This window comes from Enterobacter cloacae complex sp. 2021EL-01169, assembly GCF_020733125.1.
In the GTDB taxonomy this organism is placed as follows: Bacteria; Pseudomonadota; Gammaproteobacteria; order Enterobacterales; family Enterobacteriaceae; genus Enterobacter; species Enterobacter roggenkampii.
This window is the reverse complement of record NZ_JAJFTC010000010.1, coordinates 28615-48832: the sequence shown is the minus strand read 5'-3', so window position 1 is coordinate 48832 and position 20218 is coordinate 28615. Positions and strand designations below refer to the sequence as shown.

The following is a 20218-nucleotide window of genomic DNA, read 5'->3' as shown; positions in this document are numbered from 1 at the left end:
GCGCTTTATTTCAGTTATAGGTGTGCTGTTCGCGCTTTTTCAGCATACTCTGCTAAAACATACCCCATTTTTATGATTTTGGAATAGCAAATTTGAAATGAATATATGGTAAGCCCGGCAGAGAGTTCCGCCGGGCATGTGGCTTTAACGTGTCAGCGACGCGGAGATAATGTCCAGCGCTTTACGGAACTGCACTTCGGGAATCGTCAGAGGATAGAGGAAACGAATGACGTTGCCGTAGACGCCGCAGCTCAGAAGCAGCAGACCTTCCTGCAATGCACGCTCCTGCACCTGGCGGGTAAATTCCGGCGAAGGCTGACCCGTTTGCGGATCGTTAAACTCCACCGCCACCATCGAGCCCTGCGCGCGAATATCCGCGATATACGGGCAATGTTCCTTCGCCTTGTTCAACACTTCCACCAGGTGATGGCCAAGATGCGCCGATCGCGTGCAGAGATCCTCTTCGTCAATCACGTCCAGCACGGCGTGCGCCGCCGCAATCGCCAGCGGGTTACCCGCGTAGGTACCGCCCAGCCCACCCGGCGCGGGGGCATCCATCACTTCAGCACGGCCCGACACCGCCGAGAGCGGCATCCCGCCCGCCAGGCTTTTCGCCATAGTGATCAGATCGGGCTTCACGCAGTGATGTTCCATCGAGAACAGCTTGCCGGTGCGGGCGAAACCGCTTTGCACCTCGTCGGCAATCAGCAAAATGCCGTGGGTATCGCACAGGGCGCGCAGCGCCTGCATAAAATCAGCCGGGGCGATGTTGAAACCGCCCTCTCCCTGAACCGGTTCGAGAATAATCGCCGCGACCTGGTCAGGGGCAATATCCGCTTTAAAGATGCGTTCCAGGCTTTTCAACGCTTCCGCCGTGCTGACGCCGTGCAGTTCATTCGGATACTGGGCGTGATACACCGAGCCGGGGAAGGGTCCGAATCCGAGCTTGTACGGCGCAACTTTGCCGGTCAGCGCCATGGTCATAAAGGTGCGGCCGTGGAACGCGCCGCCGAAGGTGATAAGGCCGGGGCGTTTGGTAAAGGCGCGGGCAATTTTCACCGCGTTTTCGACCGCCTCAGCCCCCGTCGAGAAGAACGCGGTTTTGGCCGGGCCGTCAATCGGCACGCGCTGGTTGATGCGCTCGGCAAGCGCCACGTAGCCTTCGTACGGCACAATCTGGTAGGCCGTGTGGGTAAACGCGTGGAGTTGTTTTTCGATGGCGGACATGACTTTGGGATGGCGATGGCCGGTATTCAGCACCGCGATCCCGGCGGCGAAGTCGATGTACTCATTGCCTTCCACGTCCCACACCGTGGCGTTTTCGGCTTTATCGGCATAGAAGTTACACATCACGCCGATGCCGCGCGGCGTCGCCTGTAACCGCCGGTCGTTCAGTTCGTTGTTTTTCACCCTGTCCCCCTGAGAAAGTCGCCTGCTTAGCGCATCAGTAAGTGTTTGCCAGGGGGGAGAAATTCGCCAGAGCGGGCGCTAAAAAAACAAAACCCCCAGACTCTCATCCAGGGGTTCTCGGTGTACTTCGCGGAAATTACGCTTCGATAGCGGCGCGAAGTTTCTTCATGGCGTTCTTTTCAAGCTGACGGACACGTTCCGCAGAGACGCCGTAGCGGTCGGCCAGCTCCTGCAGCGTGGACTTGTTGTCTTCGTCCAGCCAGCGGGCGCGGATAATATCCTGGCTACGTTCGTCGAGGCCTTCCATCGCATAGCTCAGCTTGTTCGCGGCCTGATCTTCCCAGTTGTCCTCTTCGATGCCGTCGGCAAAGTTAGAGGTTTTATCCTGCAGATACAGAACCGGTGCCATCGGCTGGCTGTCAGATGCGTCGTCGTCGGAGGACATGTCAAAAGTCATGTCCTGCGCGGCCATACGGGATTCCATCTCACGCACGTCTTTGCTGGAAACACCCAGCTCGCGCGCCACCATTTCCACTTCATCCTGATTGAACCAGCCCAGACGCTGCTTGGTTTTACGCAGGTTGAAGAACAGTTTGCGTTGCGCTTTTGTCGTGGCGACTTTCACGATACGCCAGTTGCGCAGCACGTATTCATGAATTTCTGCTTTGATCCAGTGGACGGCGAAGGAGACCAGTCGCACACCCACTTCCGGGTTAAAGCGACGCACAGCCTTCATCAGGCCGATGTTACCTTCCTGAATCAAGTCCGCCTGCGGCAGGCCATAGCCCGCATAATTACGAGCAATGTGAACAACAAAGCGCAGGTGAGACAGGATCAGCTTTTTCGCTGCTTCCAGATCGCCCTGGTAATGCAGCTTTTCAGCAAGCTCCTTTTCTTCCTCGGCCGTTAACATCGGCCAGGTGTTCGCAGCCCGGATATAGGATTCCAGGTTACCAACAGGGGCTAAAGCTAAAGTTTGCATTTCTTTGGTCATTCATTCCTCTCAGTGTTTCTTCTGGTCCAGGCTGTCCCCGTCAGGCAACAACCATGCCAAAGCGTTTGAGCAACGAGATTAGCATTCACTCTTTTATCAGACAGTGATTTTATCCACAAGTTCCAGGTGCAACGGTGAATAAATTACGCACAAAATGTGACATGGAGATGATAACAGGGGAAGAGACAACAGGGACGCTTTCCCTGCAGAGCGAACATCTCGGTGCAGGGAAAGATTATATCACGCTTTTATTAGTCGGGAGTAAAGTGACGTAAATGTTGAACGGTTGCCAGCCACGCTGCCACCCACCCAATCATCGAACACACCAGCAGCAGTAACAGGCACTCATCGAACCCTAAGCCACTGATATCAAACTTCGTTCCGAAAACCTGCGCCACTTCAGTCACGGCAGAGGAAAGCCGCATCACCAAAATTTCTGACAATATCAGTGAAAGAAATGCGCCGGAAAAACCGAGCAGTGCGCCACCGTAAAGGAACGGTCGGAGGATGAAGCCATCCGTCGCACCAATCAGTTTCTGCACGTTGATGGTATCGCGACGAGCGAAGATGCTCAGGCGTACGCTGTTGCCAATGACGAGGAAGACCGCCGCCACCATCAGCACGCCAATCATCGCCGCGACGCGGCCTACCAGCCCGGTCAAAGCAGCGAGACGCGCAAACCAGCTGTCATCCATGCGCACTTCATCAATGCCCTTAATGCGCGTGATGCGATCGCGCAGGGTGTTAAGCGAATCGGTCCCCTGGAAATCCAGCTTAGGGATCACCACCGCCACGGCGGGCAGCGGGTTCTCTTCAAGCATATCCAGCGCACCGCCAAAGCCTGACCAGTTGCGGAACTCGCCCAGCGCGTCTTCACGTGAGAGATAGTTGACCTTCTCCACGCCCTGCTCGGCCTGAATTTGCCCAACCACCTGCGCGGCCGCGTTATCGTCGAGCGCTTTATCCAGATAGACCGTGATCTGCGGAGACGGATAATACTGCGACGCCGCCTGGTTGACGTTCTTGTAAACCATGTAGCAGACGCTTGGCAGCGTCAGGGAGATGGCGATTACCATCACCGTCAGGAACGTCGCCAGCGGTTTGCTTTTCAGGTCCTGCAGCGCGCCGTGGAACGCGTAGCGCACCTGCTCGTTAAAGACGTTGGTTTTGCGGGAGGCCGGTTTTGGCGCGGCCTTCTGGCGCTTCGGCGCATTACGATTGCCGTCACCCCCGCCCTGCGGCTTACGGAAACGGTCAAACCGGTTCCCGAACTGCCGAATCTGGTTTATTGCATCACGCTTGTTCACCGTGGCCTCCGTGCAAATGCCCGTCGCTCAGGGTCAGCATGCGGTACGAACGACGGGAAATCAGCCCGATGTCGTGCGTTGCCATCAATACGGTAACCCCTACGCGGTTAAACTCCTCAAACAGACGCAAAATCCCTTCTGACAGGGCATCGTCCAGGTTACCGGTCGGTTCATCCGCCAGCAGCACGGCAGGCTTGTTCACCACCGCGCGGGCGATACCCACGCGCTGCTGTTCACCGCCGGAGAGCTGGATCGGGAAGTTCTTCGCTTTGTCCAGTAGCCCGACCTTATCCAGCGCCGCAGAGACGCGGCGGCGGATATCGTCATAGCTGGCGCCGGCAATAATCAGCGGAATGGCCACGTTATCGAAAACGGTGCGATCCATCAGCAGGTGGTGATCCTGGAAAATCATGCCGATCTGACGACGCAGGAACGGCACCTCACGGTTTTTCAGACGGCTGATCTCATGGCCGCTGAAAAAGATTTTTCCGGCGCTTGGCCGCTCGATCCCACAGATAAGCTTGAGCAGGGTACTTTTCCCCGCGCCGGAATGGCCGGTCAGGAATGCCATCTCGCCCGGCTGCAGGTGGAAGGTCACCCCCTGCAGCGCTTGTCTCCCACCGAGATAGGCCTTGCTGACGTGTTCAAAGCGAATCATTGTTAGTCCTCTCGGGCAAATAATGCCTCAATAAAGTCGTCCGCCTTAAACGGACGTAAATCCTCAATACGCTCGCCCACACCGATGTAACGGATAGGAATGCCGAACTGGTCGGCCACGGAGAAGATCACCCCGCCTTTCGCGGTGCCGTCCAGTTTGGTCAGCGTGATCCCCGTTAGTCCTACCGCTTCATGGAACAGTTTTGCCTGGCTGATGGCGTTCTGTCCGGTGCTGGCATCAATGGTCAGCATAATTTCATGCGGTGCGTCTTCGTCCAGCTTCTTCATGACGCGAACGATCTTCTTCAGCTCTTCCATCAGGTGCGATTTATTCTGCAAACGCCCTGCGGTATCGGCTATCAGCACGTCCACGTTACGCGCCTTCGCCGCCTGGATGGCGTCAAAGATCACGGATGCGGAATCCGCGCCGGTATGCTGAGCAATCACCGGGATGTTGTTGCGCTGGCCCCAGACCTGCAGCTGCTCAACCGCCGCAGCACGGAAGGTATCGCCCGCCGCCAGCATCACCGATTTGCCCTGCTGCTCGAACTGACGCGCCAGCTTGCCGATGGTGGTGGTTTTACCCACGCCGTTCACGCCAACCATCAGAATAACAAATGGCGTTTTGCCTTCAATATTAAGCGGTTCGTCAACTTTTGCGAGAATTTCACCCATCTCGTCTTTCAGCAGGCCGTACAGCGCTTCGGCGTCACGCAATTGCTTGCGGCTCGCCCCTTCGGTCAGATTAGTGATGATCTTACGGGTGGTTTCCACCCCAACGTCCGCAATCAGCAGCTGCTCTTCCAACTCTTCAAACAGATCGTCGTCGATCTTCTTGCCGCGGAACAGACTGATAAATCCGGAACCTAAGTTTTCTTTGGTTTTAAGCAGGCTGCGCTTCAGGCGCGCGAAGAAACCTTCTTTGGTCGGTTTTTCCTGCTCCTGAACGGTCTCTTCTTCGGCCTGCTCTTCTACCGGCACAACGATGACCGCTTCTTCAGCCGCTTCCGCCGCCAGCGCCTGGGCTTCCAGCTCTTCGTCGGTCAGCTCCGGCTCGAGCGCCGCTTCTTCTTCCACCGCCTCAACGATTTCAACGGTTTCCGCTTCGGCCTGCCACTCTTCGGCAGACACCGCTTCGTCTTTGACCTCTTCCGGCAGCGGAAGCTCTTCGTGTTCGATAGCGGCCTGTGGCGCTTCGATAGCGGCTTCTACGACAACCGGTTCTGGCTTCTCGCTCTCCTGAACCTGTTCAGTGACCTCAACCACCTCTTCAGCAAAGGTTTCAACCTCTTCTTTGCTGTGCGCCGTTTCTTCCGCATCGACAACCGCGGCGGTTTCTACTGGCGTTTCAGGCTGCGATGGCTCTTCAACGGCTTGTTGCTCTTCGGTTTTCTGTTCTGTTTCTTGCTCTTTTTCACCGAAGCCCAGCCAGGAAAAGAAGCCACGTTTTTTTTGTTTTGCCATCTGCGACTACACTCCTCGCGGCGCTATATACATGGAAGCTAAAAAAATGATGAAATAGTCTAACACTTTACTTAATTGACATCACCGCCCGCAATCGCAGGCCAATTGTTAACAGAGCTTTCCTGAGATGAAGAAACCCAACCGCGCCCCGGCCGGTCAAATTCGTATTATCGGCGGTCAGTGGCGAGGCCGGAAATTACCGGTGCCGGACAGCCCCGGTTTACGCCCCACTACCGACCGCGTGCGCGAGACGCTGTTTAACTGGCTGGCCCCGTCAATGGTAGACGCCCGCTGCCTGGACTGCTTCGCCGGTAGCGGCGCGCTCGGGCTGGAAGCGCTGTCGCGCTATGCTGCCAGCGCCACGCTGTTGGAGATGGAGCGCGGCGTGGCGCAGACGCTGCAGCAAAATCTGGCGACGCTGAAAGCGAGCAACGCGAAAGTGGTTAACACCAACACGCTGAGCTTCCTCGCGCAAAAGGGCACGCCGCACACCGTGGTGTTTGTCGACCCGCCGTTCCGCAAGGGGCTGCTGGAAGAGACGTTATCCCTGCTGGAGCAAAACGGCTGGCTGGCGGATGACGCATTGATTTACGTGGAAAGCGAAGTGGAGAACGGTTTGCCGCCGGTTCCCGCTCACTGGGATCTGCACCGTGAAAAAGTGGCAGGTCAGGTTGCTTATCGTCTGTATCACCGTCAGGCACAAGGAGGATCCGATGCCGGTACTGATTAATCTGGGACGTCTGCTGATGCTGGGCGTCTGGGCGTTTTTGCTGCTCAACCTGGTGCACCCGTTCCCGCGCCCGATGAATATTTTCGTTAACGTGGCGCTGATTTTCACCTCGTTCATGCACGCCCTGCAGATGGTGATGCTGAAAAACGGTCTGCCGAAAGATGGCCCGCAGATGACGGGCTGGCAGCAGCTGCGCGTGTTTATTTTCGGCGTGTTTGAGCTGCTGGTGTGGATGAAGAAGTTTAAGGCGCAGGTGAAGAAGTAAGGTGCGTTTAGTCGCCCGGTGGCGCTTCGCTTACCGGGCCTACGAAACCACGTAGGCCGGGAAAACGCAGTGCCGCCCGGCGTTACAACTCCGGAACAAACCCCTCAAACCGCGATCCTTTGTAACTCAGCGTTCCTTTTTCCCCCACCGTCAGCTGGTGGTACTGCTGCGCCTCCAGGCGGAAGGTCATCTCCAGGCCGCCCGTTTCCGGCTTAAAGCTCGCTTCATAACGCATTGTTGTGCCCGCAGGCGTCACCTGCTGCTGGCGCGAGCGGCGGTCATTGAGCGGTTTTTCGCGTTTGTTCGTCACCACCACGCGCTTTTGCATCAGCGGTGCGGCATCGTTATCCGCCTTCTCGCGGCGCTGCTGCACGAAGCGGAACGAGGTGGCAATGACGATAATCGCCACCACGATAATGAAAAACAGCGGCATCTTGCTCATTCTACAATCCCATCAGATTATGCGGAATTCAGGATACCCTGCCTTCCCCGGCATTGCCAAACGCCCGCCCGCGTCACTACACTGGATCAGAAACTGATTATTCAGACTTAACAGATACAGGGAGTTAATATGCTTTGGTCATTTATCGCTGTCTGTTTTTCCGCATGGCTTTATGTCGATGCGTCGTACCGTGGTCCCACCTGGCAGCGCTGGCTGTTTAAACCCGTCACGCTGTTGCTGCTCCTGCTGCTGGCCTGGCAAGCACCGATGTTTAATGCCGTCAGCTATCTGGTCCTCGCCGGGCTGTGCGCCTCTCTGATTGGCGATGCCTTAACCCTGCTGCCGCGCCAGCGCCTGCTGTATGCCGTAGGGGCATTTTTCCTGTCGCATCTGCTGTATACCATCTACTTCGCCAGCCAGATGACGCTCTCTTTCTTCTGGCCGCTACCGCTGGTCCTGCTGGTGATTGGTGCCCTGCTGATCGCAGTGATCTGGTCGCGTCTGGAAGAGATGCGGTTGCCGATCTGCACGTTTATCGCCATGACGCTGGTGATGGTATGGCTGGCAGGTGAACTGTGGTTCTTCCGTCCGACCGCTCCGGCGATGTCCGCGTTCTTCGGGGCCGCGCTGCTGCTGATTGGGAATATCGTGTGGCTGGGCAGCCACTATCGCCGCCGTTTCCGGGCGGATAACGCGATTGCCGCCGCCTGTTACTTTGCCGGGCACTTCCTGATTGTGCGTTCGCTCTATATCTAAATAACGCTTGACTCTGGAGTCGACTCCAGAGTGTATGCTGCGGTTAATGAGAAAATTATCATTGCCGGAGACTGCCATGTCGACTCCAGAAACACCCAAAAAAGTCCCTCAATTCTCGGCGCTTAAGCTCAGTCCCGTTCCGTCGAAAGATGGCTGCTGCTGCGAAGGCGCGTGCGAAACGCAAACTCAAACGCTTCCTGAAAGCGGCAACCGCTACAGCTGGGTCGTTAACGGCATGGACTGCGCCGCCTGCGCCCGCAAAGTGGAAAATGCGGTGAAACAGGTGCCGGGCGTCAGCCACGTTCAGGTGCTGTTCGCCACCGAAAAGCTGCTGGTTAGCGCCGATAACGACGTCAGCAAACAGGTTGAAGACGCGGTAAGCAAGGCGGGTTACAGCCTGCGTAGTGAAGCCGCGCCCGCGGAAAAAACCTCTTCACTGAAAGAAAACCTGCCGCTCATTACCCTGATCATCATGATGGCCCTGAGCTGGGGGCTGGAACAGATCAACCATCCGTTCGGCAACCTGGCGTTTATCGCCACCACGCTGGTCGGGCTGTTCCCGATTGCCCGTCAGGCGCTGCGTCTGATGAAAAGCGGCAGCTGGTTCGCCATTGAAACGCTGATGAGCGTGGCGGCCATCGGCGCGCTGTTTATTGGCGCGACGGCAGAAGCGGCGATGGTATTGCTGCTGTTCTTAATCGGTGAACGTCTTGAGGGCTGGGCGGCGAGCCGGGCGCGTAAAGGGGTCAGCGCGCTGATGGCGCTGAAGCCGGAAACCGCCACGCGCGTAGTAAACGGCACGCGTGAAACGGTCGCCATCACGACCCTGCGTCCGGGCGACGTGATAGAAGTCGCGGCAGGCGGACGCCTGCCTGCCGACGGCGCGCTGCTTACCGCCACCGCGAGCTTTGATGAAAGTGCCCTGACCGGTGAGTCCATTCCGGTTGAACGTGCCGCAGGTGAAAAAGTGCCTGCTGGCGCCACCAGCGTCGACCGTCTGGTGCAGCTCACCGTGCTTTCCGAGCCGGGTGACAGCGCCATCGACCGCATCCTGAAGCTGATTGAAGAGGCCGAAGAGCGCCGCGCGCCGGTCGAACGCTTTATCGACCGCTTCAGCCGCATCTACACGCCCGCCATTATGCTGGTTGCCCTGCTGGTCACCGTCGTCCCGCCGCTGTTCTTTGGCGCGCCGTGGGAGGGATGGATTTATAAAGGGCTGACGCTATTGCTGATCGGCTGTCCGTGCGCGCTGGTCATCTCCACCCCGGCGGCCATTACCTCCGGGCTGGCGGCTGCGGCACGTCGCGGGGCGCTGATTAAGGGCGGCGCGGCGCTGGAGCAGCTGAGTCAGGTGCAGCATATCGCCTTCGATAAAACCGGTACGTTAACCATCGGCAAGCCGCAGGTGACCGGCGTGTATTCGCAGGGCATCAGTGAAGATGAACTGCTGACCCTGGCCGCCGCCGTTGAGCAGGGCTCCACTCACCCGCTGGCGCTGGCAATTGTGCGAGAAGCGCAGTCGCGCGGGCTGAATATCCCACCGGCAACCGCTCAGCGGGCGCTGGTAGGCTCCGGGATTGAGGCCACCGTTGACGGTAAAAAGGTACTGATTGTCGCGGCGGGCAAGTCTTCTCATCCTGAGGTGGAGGCGTTAGAACAGACCGGACAAACTGTCGTGACCGTTATGCAGGACGGCGTCGCAAAAGGGATGCTGGCGCTGCGCGACACCCTGCGCGATGACGCAAAAGAGGCCGTGGCGGCGCTGCATCAGCTGGGCGTGCAGGGCGTGATTCTCACCGGCGATAACCCTCGCGCGGCGGCAGCGATTGCCGGTGAGCTGGGGCTGGAGTTTAAGGCCGGATTACTGCCGGCGGATAAGGTCAGCGCGGTAACGGAGCTGAACGCGCACGCCCCGCTGGCGATGGTCGGAGACGGGATTAACGATGCCCCGGCGATGAAGGCGTCCACCATCGGCATTGCGATGGGCAGCGGCACCGACGTGGCGCTAGAGACGGCAGACGCGGCGCTGACCCACAACCGCCTGACCGGACTGGCGCAGATGATCGATCTTGCGCGGGCGACGCGTGCCAACATCCGCCAAAACATCGGCATCGCGCTGGGGCTGAAGGGGATTTTCCTGGTGACCACCCTGCTCGGCATGACCGGACTGTGGCTGGCGGTGCTGGCGGATACCGGCGCGACGGTGCTGGTGACGGCGAACGCGCTGCGGCTGCTGCGTCGCCGGTAAAAAAACGCCCGGTGGCGCTGACGCTTACCGGGCCTACATATCCTGCTAAAACGTAGGCTGGGTGAGGCGAAGCCGCCACCCGGCTTTTTTTATAAGAAGTAGCTCATCGCCAGCCCTAAAAAGATCACCAGACCGACGTAGTTATTGTTCATAAACGCCTTGAAGCAGGCGTCGCGTTCGCGCTTCGCAATCAGCTTTTGCTGGTAAGCAAACAGCAGCCCCGCCACCAGCACGGACCAGTAAAACGCCCAGTTCAGCCCGTTCAGGCGGCCAATCGCCACCATCAGCGCCAGCACGGCGACCTGCAGAATCCCGATAATCAGCTTGTCCTGACGGCCAAAGAGGATGGCGGTGGATTTGATGCCAATTTTCAGGTCATCGTCGCGGTCAACCATCGCGTATTGCGTGTCGTAAGCCACGGCCCAAAGTATGTTCGCCAGGAACATCAGCCAGCAGCTGAGCGGTAAGGACTCACTAACTGCCGCAAACGCCATTGGAATCGACCAGCCAAACGCTGCGCCCAGCACCACCTGAGGCAGGTGGGTATAGCGCTTCATAAACGGATAAACCCAGGCCAGTGCCAGCGCCGCAACGGAAAGCAGTATGGTCATGGTGTTCAGGGTTAACACCAGCAGGAAAGAGAGCAGCACCAGAACAGCAAACAGCACGCGAGCTTCTTTCCCGGTCACCTGTCCGCTGGGTAACGGACGACCGGCAGTCCGCTTTACATGGCCGTCGAATTTACGATCGGCATAATCATTGACCACGCAGCCCGCTGCGCGCATCAGCCAGACGCCAGCAACAAACACGCCCAGGATCCACAGCGGCGGCACGCCCGGCGTGGCGACCCACAGCGCCCATAAGGTCGGCCACAGCAGCAGTAACGCGCCAATCGGTTTATCGGTACGCATTAAGCGGTGATACGCCAACAGCTTATTCTGCGTCAGGCTCCACTCCATTTTTTCTTCCTCTTAGTACAACGGTGATGCCGGTAAAAAAAGCTCCGTCAGAATTAACGGTTTACCGCTCAGGCGAAGGCGGGAACGACGCCCCCAAAGTTCAGCATCACGACCAATTTCAATAAAATCCCGGGTAAGCTCAGACGAGGTGAAAAGGTAACGCCCCAGCGGCGTTTTCCCCAGACGTTGCAGCGCCAGCTCGGGCCCGGAAAGGGTGGACTCGGGCACCACCGTCCGTCCGGCAAGCCACGGCTCGCCGTCAGCGCAGAGTAAAATTTCACGCAGCCAGTAACGTGGCTCGTGCGGCAGCAGCGGCAGCTCGTTGGCGATCTCATCGCCGGAGACAAACCCTTCCTGAATCAGGGTCACCGTGACCGTTTTTCCCTGCTGCTCAAAACGTTTTGTCATGGAATCTTCCAGCAACAGCCAGTCCAGCTGCTGCGGATCAAGCGCAGGTATTTGGTCGAAATAGCGCAGCGCACGCAGTTGCGTTAGCGCAGGGTGTGACATGCCAGACTCTCCGATACATAACGTACAGGCATTGTATCGCAGAAACGCGGATTGAGGGGGGCCAAACGTTATTTAAGGATCACGATCGCAACAAGAGTGCAACAGCCCGGCGGAGACGAAAAAAAGTGCGCCCACTCAGGCGCACCAAACGACTAACAAATCAGCATTGTGGGGAAACGGTTACCCCTTGCCTTTTACACTGCTGATAAAGGTGGAACGGGCAGTGGTTGAACCTAAACGTTCGGCTTCATCAAGCAGCTTCAGCGCTTTATCGACATCGCCGCGCTTCACCGCCTGCTTGATGGCATTGTTGAAGTATTCTTCGGTGTCGTTCAGTACCGGCTCCGCTTTCTTCGCCGGGGCCGGCGCTGCGGTCGCTACCGGTGCGGCTGCCGTGGCAGCTGGCGCAGTATAGGCAGGCGCAGCGGTGTTGCCCACGGTGACAGGGCCGGTACCGGAGGAGCCAAACAGCGGGCCGACCAGGACGCTGGACGCACTGCTGGTCGACACTTTCAGCTTCACAAGGCCGTCAGTGGTGTGGCGGGCGATCGGATCCGGGATATCCGGTGCGGCGTTACCTACGCCTTTGGCATAGGCCTTCGCAGGATCAAGCAGCGTGGTGGTTTGCTGCAAATCTTTTTCCGTGGTGAAGACGAGTACATAAATTTTCTGCTGACCCAGCGCAGGCGTCAGGCGCATTACCCCTTCCAGGCGATCGGCGCTCATGACACCCGGTTCCTGATAGGTAAAATATTCGCTCGGGAAGAATGCAGAAGGCGTCATGTTCTGGTCAAGAATCAGCACGTTCGGCGCAAAGACGCTGGTCTGTTTATTGACTTCACTGGAGAGCGTTAACGTCAGTTCGCCAATGTTAGCGGGCACGCTGTACGCGACCACCGGACCACTAATACCCGGAACATTAAGCGGTTGCCCACCCGTCGAGAGCTGGGTCGTTTGGGCTTTAGATTGATCGACAGGCGTCCAGACCAGCTGTTGCAACGCAGCTGCCGGAATGGCCGGCGCGGATGTTGTGTTTTGCGGAACGAAATTCACATTAGCGAGCGTTACAGCAGGCGCGCTCGCCAGCAACCCTGCGGATAAACAAAGGGCAAGGAGAGTTTTGTTCATTTTCATTGTTATCACCTCAAAATGCACAGGTCAGCGGTAGCCAGGCAATAGCGCGCCGTCCCAAGGATTGAGGGGCTTGCGCCCCTCAGTTTGGTCATTACGTCAGATTAAGACGGGATTACCACCAGATTTCCATCTGGGCGCCGAAGGACCACTCGTCGTTGTCACCACGGCTGTAGGTTGTGGCTTTGGTATCGCTTTTTGCAATGCCGTTGTCATAACCCCATTTCTCATCCCACTTCGCGTAAGTTGCGAAGACACGGATCGCTGGACGGGACCAGATGCTGTTACCGGCCTGCCATTGCTGTGCAAGGGTAATTTTGTACTGGTTGTTGGTATCGTCAGTTTTCTGCGACTTAACGTTGTCGTAGCCAACTTCAAGCAAGGTGCTCATGATTGGCGTCCATTTATACATTGGGCGCACACCCACGGTGTACCAGGTTGTACCGTTGTTGTCGTCACGATCGATATCCTGATACATACCGACGTACATCAGATCCCAGCTGTCACCCAGAGAGATCGCACCGTGGTCGAGAATACGAACCAGGGAACCGTTGTTGTTAATCTTGTTATTTACAACACCAATTTCAGCGTCTTTGTCATAGTTGTTGCCGGTGAAGGAACCCTGCGGAATACCTTTGCCCTGAGTGGTCATTGCATCGGTAGCGTACTGGACAACAAACTTGTTGTAGCCTTTCAGCATGCTCTGGGTATGTTCAGCGGTGAACATCCAGCCATCTTTAGATGCGCCGTCAGCGAAGCTGTAACCGTCAGTTTTGTTAGCTCGGCCATAGTCAACACCCAACTCCAGCGTGCCGCCCGGGTTGATTTCCATCTGCGCTAAACGCACATCGAAGACGTCGTTAGCGGTGTCTTTGAAGTCATGATAGATATCGTTGCTGGTGAAGATGTATGAGCCGCCCGCTTCCTGAGAACGGGTCGCTGCCAGAGACAGTTTACCGAAGCCCAGATCGACGTTTTCGATACCGGCACCAGGACCTGAAATATCCCAGTAGTAGAAGTCGATCATGTGAACGTCATGACGCTGATAGAAGCGCTTACCGGCCCAGATGGTGGAACCTGGCAGCCACTCAATCAGGTTTTTACCCTGCACGTTGGCTTCACGGAACGCCGGGTCGGTAGCTTCCCAGTCGTTCTGTTGCGCCACGGAGTACGCTACGTTGGTGTCGAAGTAGAAGCTCTTGTCGCCTTCTTTCCACACTTCCTGGCCCAGCTTCAGTTCCGCATAGGTTTCACATTCGTTACCCAGACGGTATTTACTTTGGGCACCGGTTGCCTGGAAGCACTGCTGTTCGCCGCCACTACCCGTCCAGCCGATACCGGAACGAGCATAACCATGGAAATCCACGGCCAGTGCCTGAGCAGACATTACGCCCGCTGCGACGGCAACTGCCAGAGGAAGTTTGCGCAGAGTAATCATCATTCTATCTCCTGAGATCATTGCTTTTCTTTGAACACTTCACCTGTCGGTTTCGTGTCTTCTTTTGGGATTGCTTAAACGCCTGGCTCTTTATGCAACCGACGACATGCGGTGCCATCCTCACGGAACAGATGGCAGCGCTCTGGCGGCAAGCCGATAGCGAATGTGGCACCCTCTTCTACCAACACCACGTCATTCTGGCGGTAGACCAGGTTCTGACGGATGGCGGGGATCTGGATATGAATCTGTGTTTCGTGACCAAGCTGTTCGACGACCTGAACCTCACCTTCCAGCGTCACATCGGCAATGTGGCTCGGCAGTAAATGCTCAGGACGAATACCGAGGGACATGTTTGCCCCCACCTGTACGTTGGCGCTGTCGACCGGCAGCCAGACCTGCTGGCGGTTTGGCAGCTCCACCTGTACCTGTTCAATGGCTGTCGCGGTCACTTTGACGGGCAGGAAGTTCATCTTTGGCGAGCCAATGAAGCCCGCAACAAAGCGGTCTGCCGGGTAGTGATACAGCTCCAGCGGTTTGCCCACCTGCGCCACGCGGCCGGCATCCAGCACCACGATTTTGTCGGCGAGGGTCATCGCTTCGACCTGATCGTGGGTGACGTAAATCATCGTGCGGCCAAGACGCTTGTGCAGACGGGAGATTTCGATACGCATCTGGACGCGCAGGGCGGCATCCAGGTTGGAAAGCGGTTCGTCGAGCAGGAAGACGCGCGGCTCGGCGACCAGGGTACGGCCAATCGCCACACGCTGACGCTGACCGCCGGAAAGCGCTTTCGGCTTACGCTCCAGCAGGTGCGCCAGCTGTAACACTTCCGCCACCTGCGTCACGCGCTGGTTAATCACCTCTTTCTTTGCGCCGGCCAGCTTCAGACCAAAGGACATGTTCTCGGCGACGGAAAGATGGGGATAGAGTGCATAAGACTGGAACACCATGCCTACGCCACGTTCGGCAGGCGGGATGTCATTCATTCGGGTATCACCGATCAGCAGGTCGCCGCTGGTGATGGTTTCAAGACCGGCAATCATACGCAGCAGGGTTGATTTACCGCAGCCTGATGGGCCGACAAATACCACGAATTCACCTTCGTGGATGTCCAGATTGATGTCTTTCGACACCACAACGTCACCCCAGGCTTTCGTTACATTACGCAGCTGTACGCTCGCCATGCCCTTCTCCCTTCGTTACAACCTGTCACCGACAGAAACATTCAAGATAAGGTGACTATGGGGGATCCATTACTTTCACGAATCCTCCACCCCCCGGCTTTTTTATGGGGGAGGAGGCGGGAGGATGAGAGAGCAGGCTCTGCGACCGGCGTGGGCGGGCTGAGGCAAAATTCGTGAAGCCGCCTGCAAAATTCAGTGCGTTTTTATGTGCGCCAGCACTCATAACTTAAATTTATGCAACGGAGATCACACAAACGGGGGGTGGGGCGTAGGGGTTGGGAGGATGGAAAGAGGATGTCAAATAAGGAGACTGAGTCACGTTGAACCACTGAAGTCATACCACGAGACATCACCAAAAAGGATGGCAGATATGAATATCAAGACTGGCGCACGCGTTTTCGCATTGTCCGCCCTTGCAGCAATGATGATTTCCGCACCGGCGCTCGCCAAAATTGAAGAAGGCAAGCTGGTTATCTGGATTAACGGCGACAAGGGCTATAACGGCCTGGCCGAAGTGGGCAAAAAATTCGAGAAAGACACCGGCATCAAAGTGACCGTAGAGCATCCGGACAAACTGGAAGAGAAATTCCCGCAGGTTGCGGCAACCGGCGACGGCCCGGACATCATCTTCTGGGCGCATGACCGTTTTGGCGGTTACGCACAGTCTGGCCTGCTGGCTGAAGTCACCCCGGACAAAGCTTTCCAGGACAAACTGTTCCCGTTCACCTGGGACGCCGTTCGCTATAACGGCAAGCTGATCGCTTACCCTGTCGCGGTTGAAGCCCTGTCTCTGATTTACAACAAAGACCTGGTCCCTAACCCACCGAAAACCTGGGAAGAGATCCCGAAACTGGATAAAGAGCTGAAGGCGAAAGGTAAATCCGCCCTGATGTTCAACCTGCAAGAGCCGTACTTCACCTGGCCGCTGATTGCTGCCGACGGCGGTTACGCGTTCAAGTTTGAAAACGGCAAATACGACGTGAAAGACGTGGGCGTCGACAGCGCGGGCGCGAAAGCGGGCCTGACCTTCCTGGTCGACCTGATCAAGAACAAACACATGAACGCGGATACCGATTACTCCATCGCGGAAGCGGCGTTCAACAAAGGCGAAACCGCGATGACCATCAACGGTCCGTGGGCCTGGACCAACATCGACAAGAGCAAAGTCAACTACGGCGTGACGCTGCTGCCAACCTTCAAAGGCAAGCCGTCTAAACCGTTCGTTGGCGTGCTGAGCGCAGGCATCAACGCCGCCAGCCCGAACAAAGAGCTGGCGAAAGAGTTCCTGGAAAACTACCTGCTGACCGATCAGGGTCTGGATGAAGTGAACAAGGACAAACCGCTGGGTGCCGTTGCGCTGAAATCCTTCCAGGATCAGCTGGCGAAAGACCCACGTATCGCGGCCACCATGGATAACGCCCAGAAAGGCGAAATCATGCCGAACATCCCACAGATGGCCGCATTCTGGTACGCCACCCGTACCGCGGTTATCAACGCTGCAAGCGGTCGTCAGACTGTCGATGCCGCACTGAAAGATGCTCAGGGTCGTATTACTAAGTAAGTCTGAAAAACGGCGGGTAGCGCGTGCGCTTACCCGCCCTACGACTACGGCACGATCCGTAGGTCAGGTAAGCGCAGCGCCACCTGACGATAAGATTCCACCGTTGTAGAGGAAGAACCCCATGGATGTCATTAAAAAGAAACGCTGGTGGCAAAGCGACGCGCTGAAATGGTCAGCGATCGGTCTGCTGTGTCTGCTGGTGGGTTACCTTGTTGTTTTAATGTACTTACAAGGGGAATATCTGTTCGCCATCATGACGCTGATTTTAAGCTCTGCTGGCCTGTATATTTTCGCCAACCGTAAAGCCTATGCCTGGCGCTATGTCTACCCGGGCGTGGCCGGGATGGGGCTGTTTGTCCTGTTCCCGTTGATTTGTACCGTCGCCATTGCGTTTACCAACTACAGCAGCACCAACCAGCTTGCGCAGGAACGCGCGCAGCAGGTCCTGCTGGACCGCTCATACCAGGCAGGCAAGACCTTTAACTTCGGCCTGTATCCCGCAGGCAACGAATGGAAGTTAGCGCTTACTGACGAAGCAAGCGGGAAATACTATGTCTCTGACGCCTTCAAATTTGGCGGCGAGCAGAAGCTGGCCTTAAAAGAGGCCCAGGCCCTGCCGGAAGGTGAACGTGCCAACCTGCGCGTCATTACCCAGAACCGTCAGGCGCTGACCCAGCTCACCGCCGTGCTGCCAGACGACAGCAAAGTGATCATGAGCTCGCTGCGCCAGTTCTCCGGCACCCAACCGCTCTATACCCTGGCGGATGACGGCACGCTGACCAATAACCAGAGCGGCGTGAAATATCGTCCGAATAACGACATTGGTTTCTATCAGTCCATTACTGCCGACGGCAAATGGGGTGATGACAAGCTCAGCCCGGGCTACACCGTCACCATCGGCTGGGACAACTTTACCCGCGTGTTTACCGATGAAGGCATTCAGAAACCGTTCTTCGCCATCTTCGTCTGGACGGTGGTCTTCTCCGTACTGACCGTGATCCTGACCGTGGCCGTGGGTATGGTGCTGGCCTGTCTGGTCCAGTGGGAATCCCTGAAGGGCAAAGCGATTTACCGCGTGCTGCTGATTCTGCCGTATGCCGTACCGTCGTTTATCTCGATTCTGATTTTCAAAGGGCTGTTTAACCAGAGCTTCGGTGAAATCAACATGATGCTGAGCGCGCTGTTTGGCATCAAACCGGCCTGGTTCAGCGACCCGACCACCGCCCGCTCGATGATCATCATCGTGAACACCTGGCTGGGCTATCCGTACATGATGATCCTGTGCATGGGGCTGCTGAAGGCCATCCCGGATGACCTGTACGAAGCTTCGGCGATGGACGGCGCGGGTCCGTTCCAGAACTTCTTTAAGATTACGCTGCCGCTGCTCATCAAGCCGCTCACCCCGCTGATGATTGCCAGCTTCGCCTTTAACTTTAACAACTTCGTGCTGATTCAGCTGTTGACCAACGGCGGCCCGGACCGTCTTGGCACCACCACGCCGGCAGGCTATACCGATCTGCTCGTGAGCTACACCTACCGTATCGCCTTCGAAGGCGGCGGCGGTCAGGACTTCGGTCTGGCGGCAGCGATTGCCACCCTGATCTTCCTGCTGGTGGGCGCCCTGGCGATTGTGAACCTGAAAGCCACACGTATGAAATTTGACTAAGGAGGGCACTGAACATGGCTATGGTACAACCCAAATCTCAGAAACTGCGCCTCCTGGCGACGCACCTGGGCCTGCTGATTTTTATCGCGGCGATCATGTTCCCGCTGCTGATGGTTATCGCCATCTCCCTGCGTTCGGGTAACTTCGCCACCGGGAGCCTGATCCCGGACGAAATCTCCTGGGAGCACTGGAAGCTCGCGCTGGGCTTCAGCGTGGAACACGCGGATGGCCGCGTCACGCCGCCGCCGTTCCCGGTGCTGCTGTGGCTGTGGAACTCGGTGAAAATCGCAGGTATTACCGCCATTGGTATCGTGGCGCTGTCCACCACCTGCGCTTACGCCTTTGCCCGCATGCGTTTCCCGGGCAAAGCGACGCTGCTGAAAGGGATGCTAATTTTCCAGATGTTCCCGGCGGTGCTGTCGCTGGTGGCGTTATATGCCCTGTTTGACCGCCTGGGCCAGTACATTCCGTTTATCGGTCTGAACACCCACGGCGGCGTGATCTTCGCCTACCTTGGCGGTATCGCACTGCATGTGTGGACCATTAAAGGCTATTTCGAAACCATCGACGGTTCGCTGGAAGAAGCGGCTGCGCTGGATGGCGCGACCCCGTGGCAGGCGTTCCGCCTGGTGCTGTTGCCGCTGTCGGTGCCGATTCTGGCGGTAGTGTTTATCCTGTCGTTTATCGCTGCGATCACCGAAGTACCGGTTGCCTCACTGTTACTGCGTGATGTGAACAGCTACACCCTGGCCGTAGGGATGCAGCAATACCTCAACCCGCAAAACTACCTGTGGGGCGACTTTGCCGCGGCGGCCGTACTCTCTGCCATCCCGATTACCGTGGTGTTCCTGCTGGCACAGCGCTGGCTGGTGAACGGCCTGACGGCGGGCGGTGTGAAAGGTTAAGTTTCATTTTGTTATGCCACTGCAACCCTCAACTTTAGACGTATTGTATTGACCCAACTTGTGACTGTTGTTAGGCGCTCTTCGGAGCGCCATTTTTTTATTCTCGCTTCAGCCGCTTCGAGTTACACAGCCAGAGGGTGATCACCAGCAGCAGGATCGCCGCCGAGTAGATCAGCACATCGAGCGGGGATTTATGATCGACGATGATCAGCCGCACAATCGCGGTGATCCCGATGTAGACAAAATAACGCAGCGGGAAGTGAAAGCCGGACTGAAAATACTTCACAATCAGGGCGATAAATTCAAAGTAGAGAAAGTAGACCACCAGGCCTTCCACCAGCGCATATTTGCTGGTTTGTTCAGGGGCGAACAGCACATCCGCCAGATGCACCGTCTCCTTACCCAAAAAGACGACCAGGATCAGGCCAAGGCTCAGCAGACCGAGGTTCAGCACGGTCTGGAGGACAGTTGAGATAAACTCAACGCGCGGGCGAGTCAGGGATGTCATACAGCACCTCATTCTCCAGGGCGAGGTTTCTGTATAACGCAAAAATGTGACGGGGATCTATATTTTTTGTTTATGTTTGGCGC

19 protein-coding genes are annotated in these 20218 nt (G+C 56.9%); 7 read left to right on the top strand and 12 right to left on the bottom strand.

The genetic code is table 11. From position 1 onward, the window contains the following. Positions 1-144 precede the first annotated feature (144 nt). The 5 genes from LLF79_RS20000 to ftsY form a co-directional block, all read right to left on the bottom strand. Positions 145-1410 carry a 4-aminobutyrate--2-oxoglutarate transaminase gene (locus LLF79_RS20000; RefSeq protein WP_069597757.1) on the bottom strand — a complete coding sequence of 422 codons (1266 nt, stop codon included), beginning with the start codon at positions 1408-1410 and terminating at the stop codon, positions 145-147. A 136-nt stretch (positions 1411-1546) separates the two neighbouring features. Then, positions 1547-2404 carry an RNA polymerase sigma factor RpoH gene (rpoH, locus tag LLF79_RS19995; protein WP_008500093.1) on the bottom strand — a complete coding sequence of 286 codons (858 nt, stop codon included), beginning with the start codon at positions 2402-2404 and terminating at the stop codon, positions 1547-1549. Between the two features lie 251 nt (positions 2405-2655). Then, positions 2656-3711, bottom strand: coding sequence for a permease-like cell division protein FtsX (ftsX, locus tag LLF79_RS19990; RefSeq protein WP_023326488.1), 1056 nt, complete (start codon positions 3709-3711; stop codon positions 2656-2658). Continuing rightward, positions 3698-4369 (bottom strand): cell division ATP-binding protein FtsE, encoded by a 672-nt coding sequence (ftsE, locus tag LLF79_RS19985; protein WP_008500091.1) that lies wholly within the window; start codon positions 4367-4369, stop codon positions 3698-3700. The genes ftsX and ftsE overlap by 14 nt, the downstream gene beginning before the upstream one ends. Positions 4370-4371: 2 nt before the next feature. Further along, positions 4372-5832: a signal recognition particle-docking protein FtsY gene (gene ftsY, locus LLF79_RS19980; protein ID WP_008500090.1), complete on the bottom strand. Its 1461-nt coding sequence runs from the start codon at positions 5830-5832 to the stop codon at positions 4372-4374. Between the two features lie 127 nt (positions 5833-5959). On the opposite strand from ftsY, the gene rsmD reads away from it, so the two are divergent. Both rsmD and LLF79_RS19970 read left to right on the top strand, forming a co-directional pair. Continuing rightward, the gene (gene rsmD / locus LLF79_RS19975; RefSeq protein ID WP_008500089.1) at positions 5960-6562 is read left to right on the top strand and encodes a 16S rRNA (guanine(966)-N(2))-methyltransferase; all 603 of its coding nucleotides are present in this window, start codon (positions 5960-5962) and stop codon (positions 6560-6562) included. Then, positions 6546-6827, top strand: a complete 282-nt coding sequence (locus LLF79_RS19970; RefSeq protein ID WP_008500088.1) for a DUF1145 family protein — start codon at positions 6546-6548, stop codon at positions 6825-6827. Before rsmD ends, LLF79_RS19970 begins: the two co-directional genes overlap by 17 nt. Before the next feature lie 82 nt (positions 6828-6909). On the opposite strand, the gene LLF79_RS19965 is transcribed toward LLF79_RS19970, so the two are convergent. Next, entirely contained in the window at positions 6910-7269 is a 360-nt protein-coding gene (locus LLF79_RS19965) for a DUF2500 domain-containing protein (protein ID WP_227880257.1), read from the bottom strand. A 129-nt stretch (positions 7270-7398) separates the two neighbouring features. Here LLF79_RS19965 and LLF79_RS19960 point away from each other — a divergent pair, with 129 nt between their 5' ends. Beyond that, a complete protein-coding gene (locus LLF79_RS19960; protein WP_008500086.1) occupies positions 7399-8025 on the top strand; it encodes a lysoplasmalogenase in 627 nt (208 codons plus the stop codon). Between the two features lie 76 nt (positions 8026-8101). Beyond that, on the top strand, positions 8102-10273 hold the full coding sequence (gene zntA / locus LLF79_RS19955) for a Zn(II)/Cd(II)/Pb(II) translocating P-type ATPase ZntA (protein ID WP_227880256.1): 2172 nt from the start codon (positions 8102-8104) through the stop codon (positions 10271-10273). A gap of 89 nt (positions 10274-10362) precedes the next feature. On the opposite strand, the gene ubiA is transcribed toward zntA, so the two are convergent. The 5 genes from ubiA to malK form a co-directional block, all read right to left on the bottom strand. After that, positions 10363-11232, bottom strand: coding sequence for a 4-hydroxybenzoate octaprenyltransferase (gene ubiA / locus LLF79_RS19950; protein WP_227880255.1), 870 nt, complete (start codon positions 11230-11232; stop codon positions 10363-10365). A gap of 12 nt (positions 11233-11244) precedes the next feature. After that, entirely contained in the window at positions 11245-11742 is a 498-nt protein-coding gene (gene ubiC / locus LLF79_RS19945) for a chorismate lyase (RefSeq protein ID WP_021242729.1), read from the bottom strand. A gap of 180 nt (positions 11743-11922) precedes the next feature. Then, positions 11923-12876 carry a maltose operon protein MalM gene (gene malM, locus LLF79_RS19940; protein ID WP_008500082.1) on the bottom strand — a complete coding sequence of 318 codons (954 nt, stop codon included), beginning with the start codon at positions 12874-12876 and terminating at the stop codon, positions 11923-11925. 112 nt (positions 12877-12988) lie between these two features. After that, positions 12989-14314, bottom strand: coding sequence for a maltoporin (locus tag LLF79_RS19935; protein WP_008500081.1), 1326 nt, complete (start codon positions 14312-14314; stop codon positions 12989-12991). 71 nt (positions 14315-14385) lie between these two features. Continuing rightward, positions 14386-15495, bottom strand: a complete 1110-nt coding sequence (gene malK / locus LLF79_RS19930) for a maltose/maltodextrin ABC transporter ATP-binding protein MalK (RefSeq protein WP_008500080.1) — start codon at positions 15493-15495, stop codon at positions 14386-14388. A gap of 370 nt (positions 15496-15865) precedes the next feature. Between malK and malE the strand changes: the two genes are divergently transcribed. From malE to malG, 3 genes are all read left to right on the top strand, one after another. Beyond that, positions 15866-17056, top strand: coding sequence for a maltose/maltodextrin ABC transporter substrate-binding protein MalE (gene malE / locus LLF79_RS19925; protein WP_008500079.1), 1191 nt, complete (start codon positions 15866-15868; stop codon positions 17054-17056). A 121-nt stretch (positions 17057-17177) separates the two neighbouring features. Beyond that, complete coding sequence (malF, locus tag LLF79_RS19920; RefSeq protein ID WP_227880254.1) at positions 17178-18722, top strand: maltose ABC transporter permease MalF; 1545 nt, start codon at positions 17178-17180, stop codon at positions 18720-18722. 14 nt (positions 18723-18736) lie between these two features. Beyond that, positions 18737-19627 (top strand): maltose ABC transporter permease MalG, encoded by an 891-nt coding sequence (gene malG, locus LLF79_RS19915; protein ID WP_008500077.1) that lies wholly within the window; start codon positions 18737-18739, stop codon positions 19625-19627. Between the two features lie 97 nt (positions 19628-19724). Here the strand turns inward: malG and psiE are convergent, their stop codons facing one another. Beyond that, positions 19725-20135, bottom strand: coding sequence for a phosphate-starvation-inducible protein PsiE (gene psiE, locus LLF79_RS19910; RefSeq protein WP_021242727.1), 411 nt, complete (start codon positions 20133-20135; stop codon positions 19725-19727). Between the last annotated feature and the right edge of the window lie 83 nt (positions 20136-20218).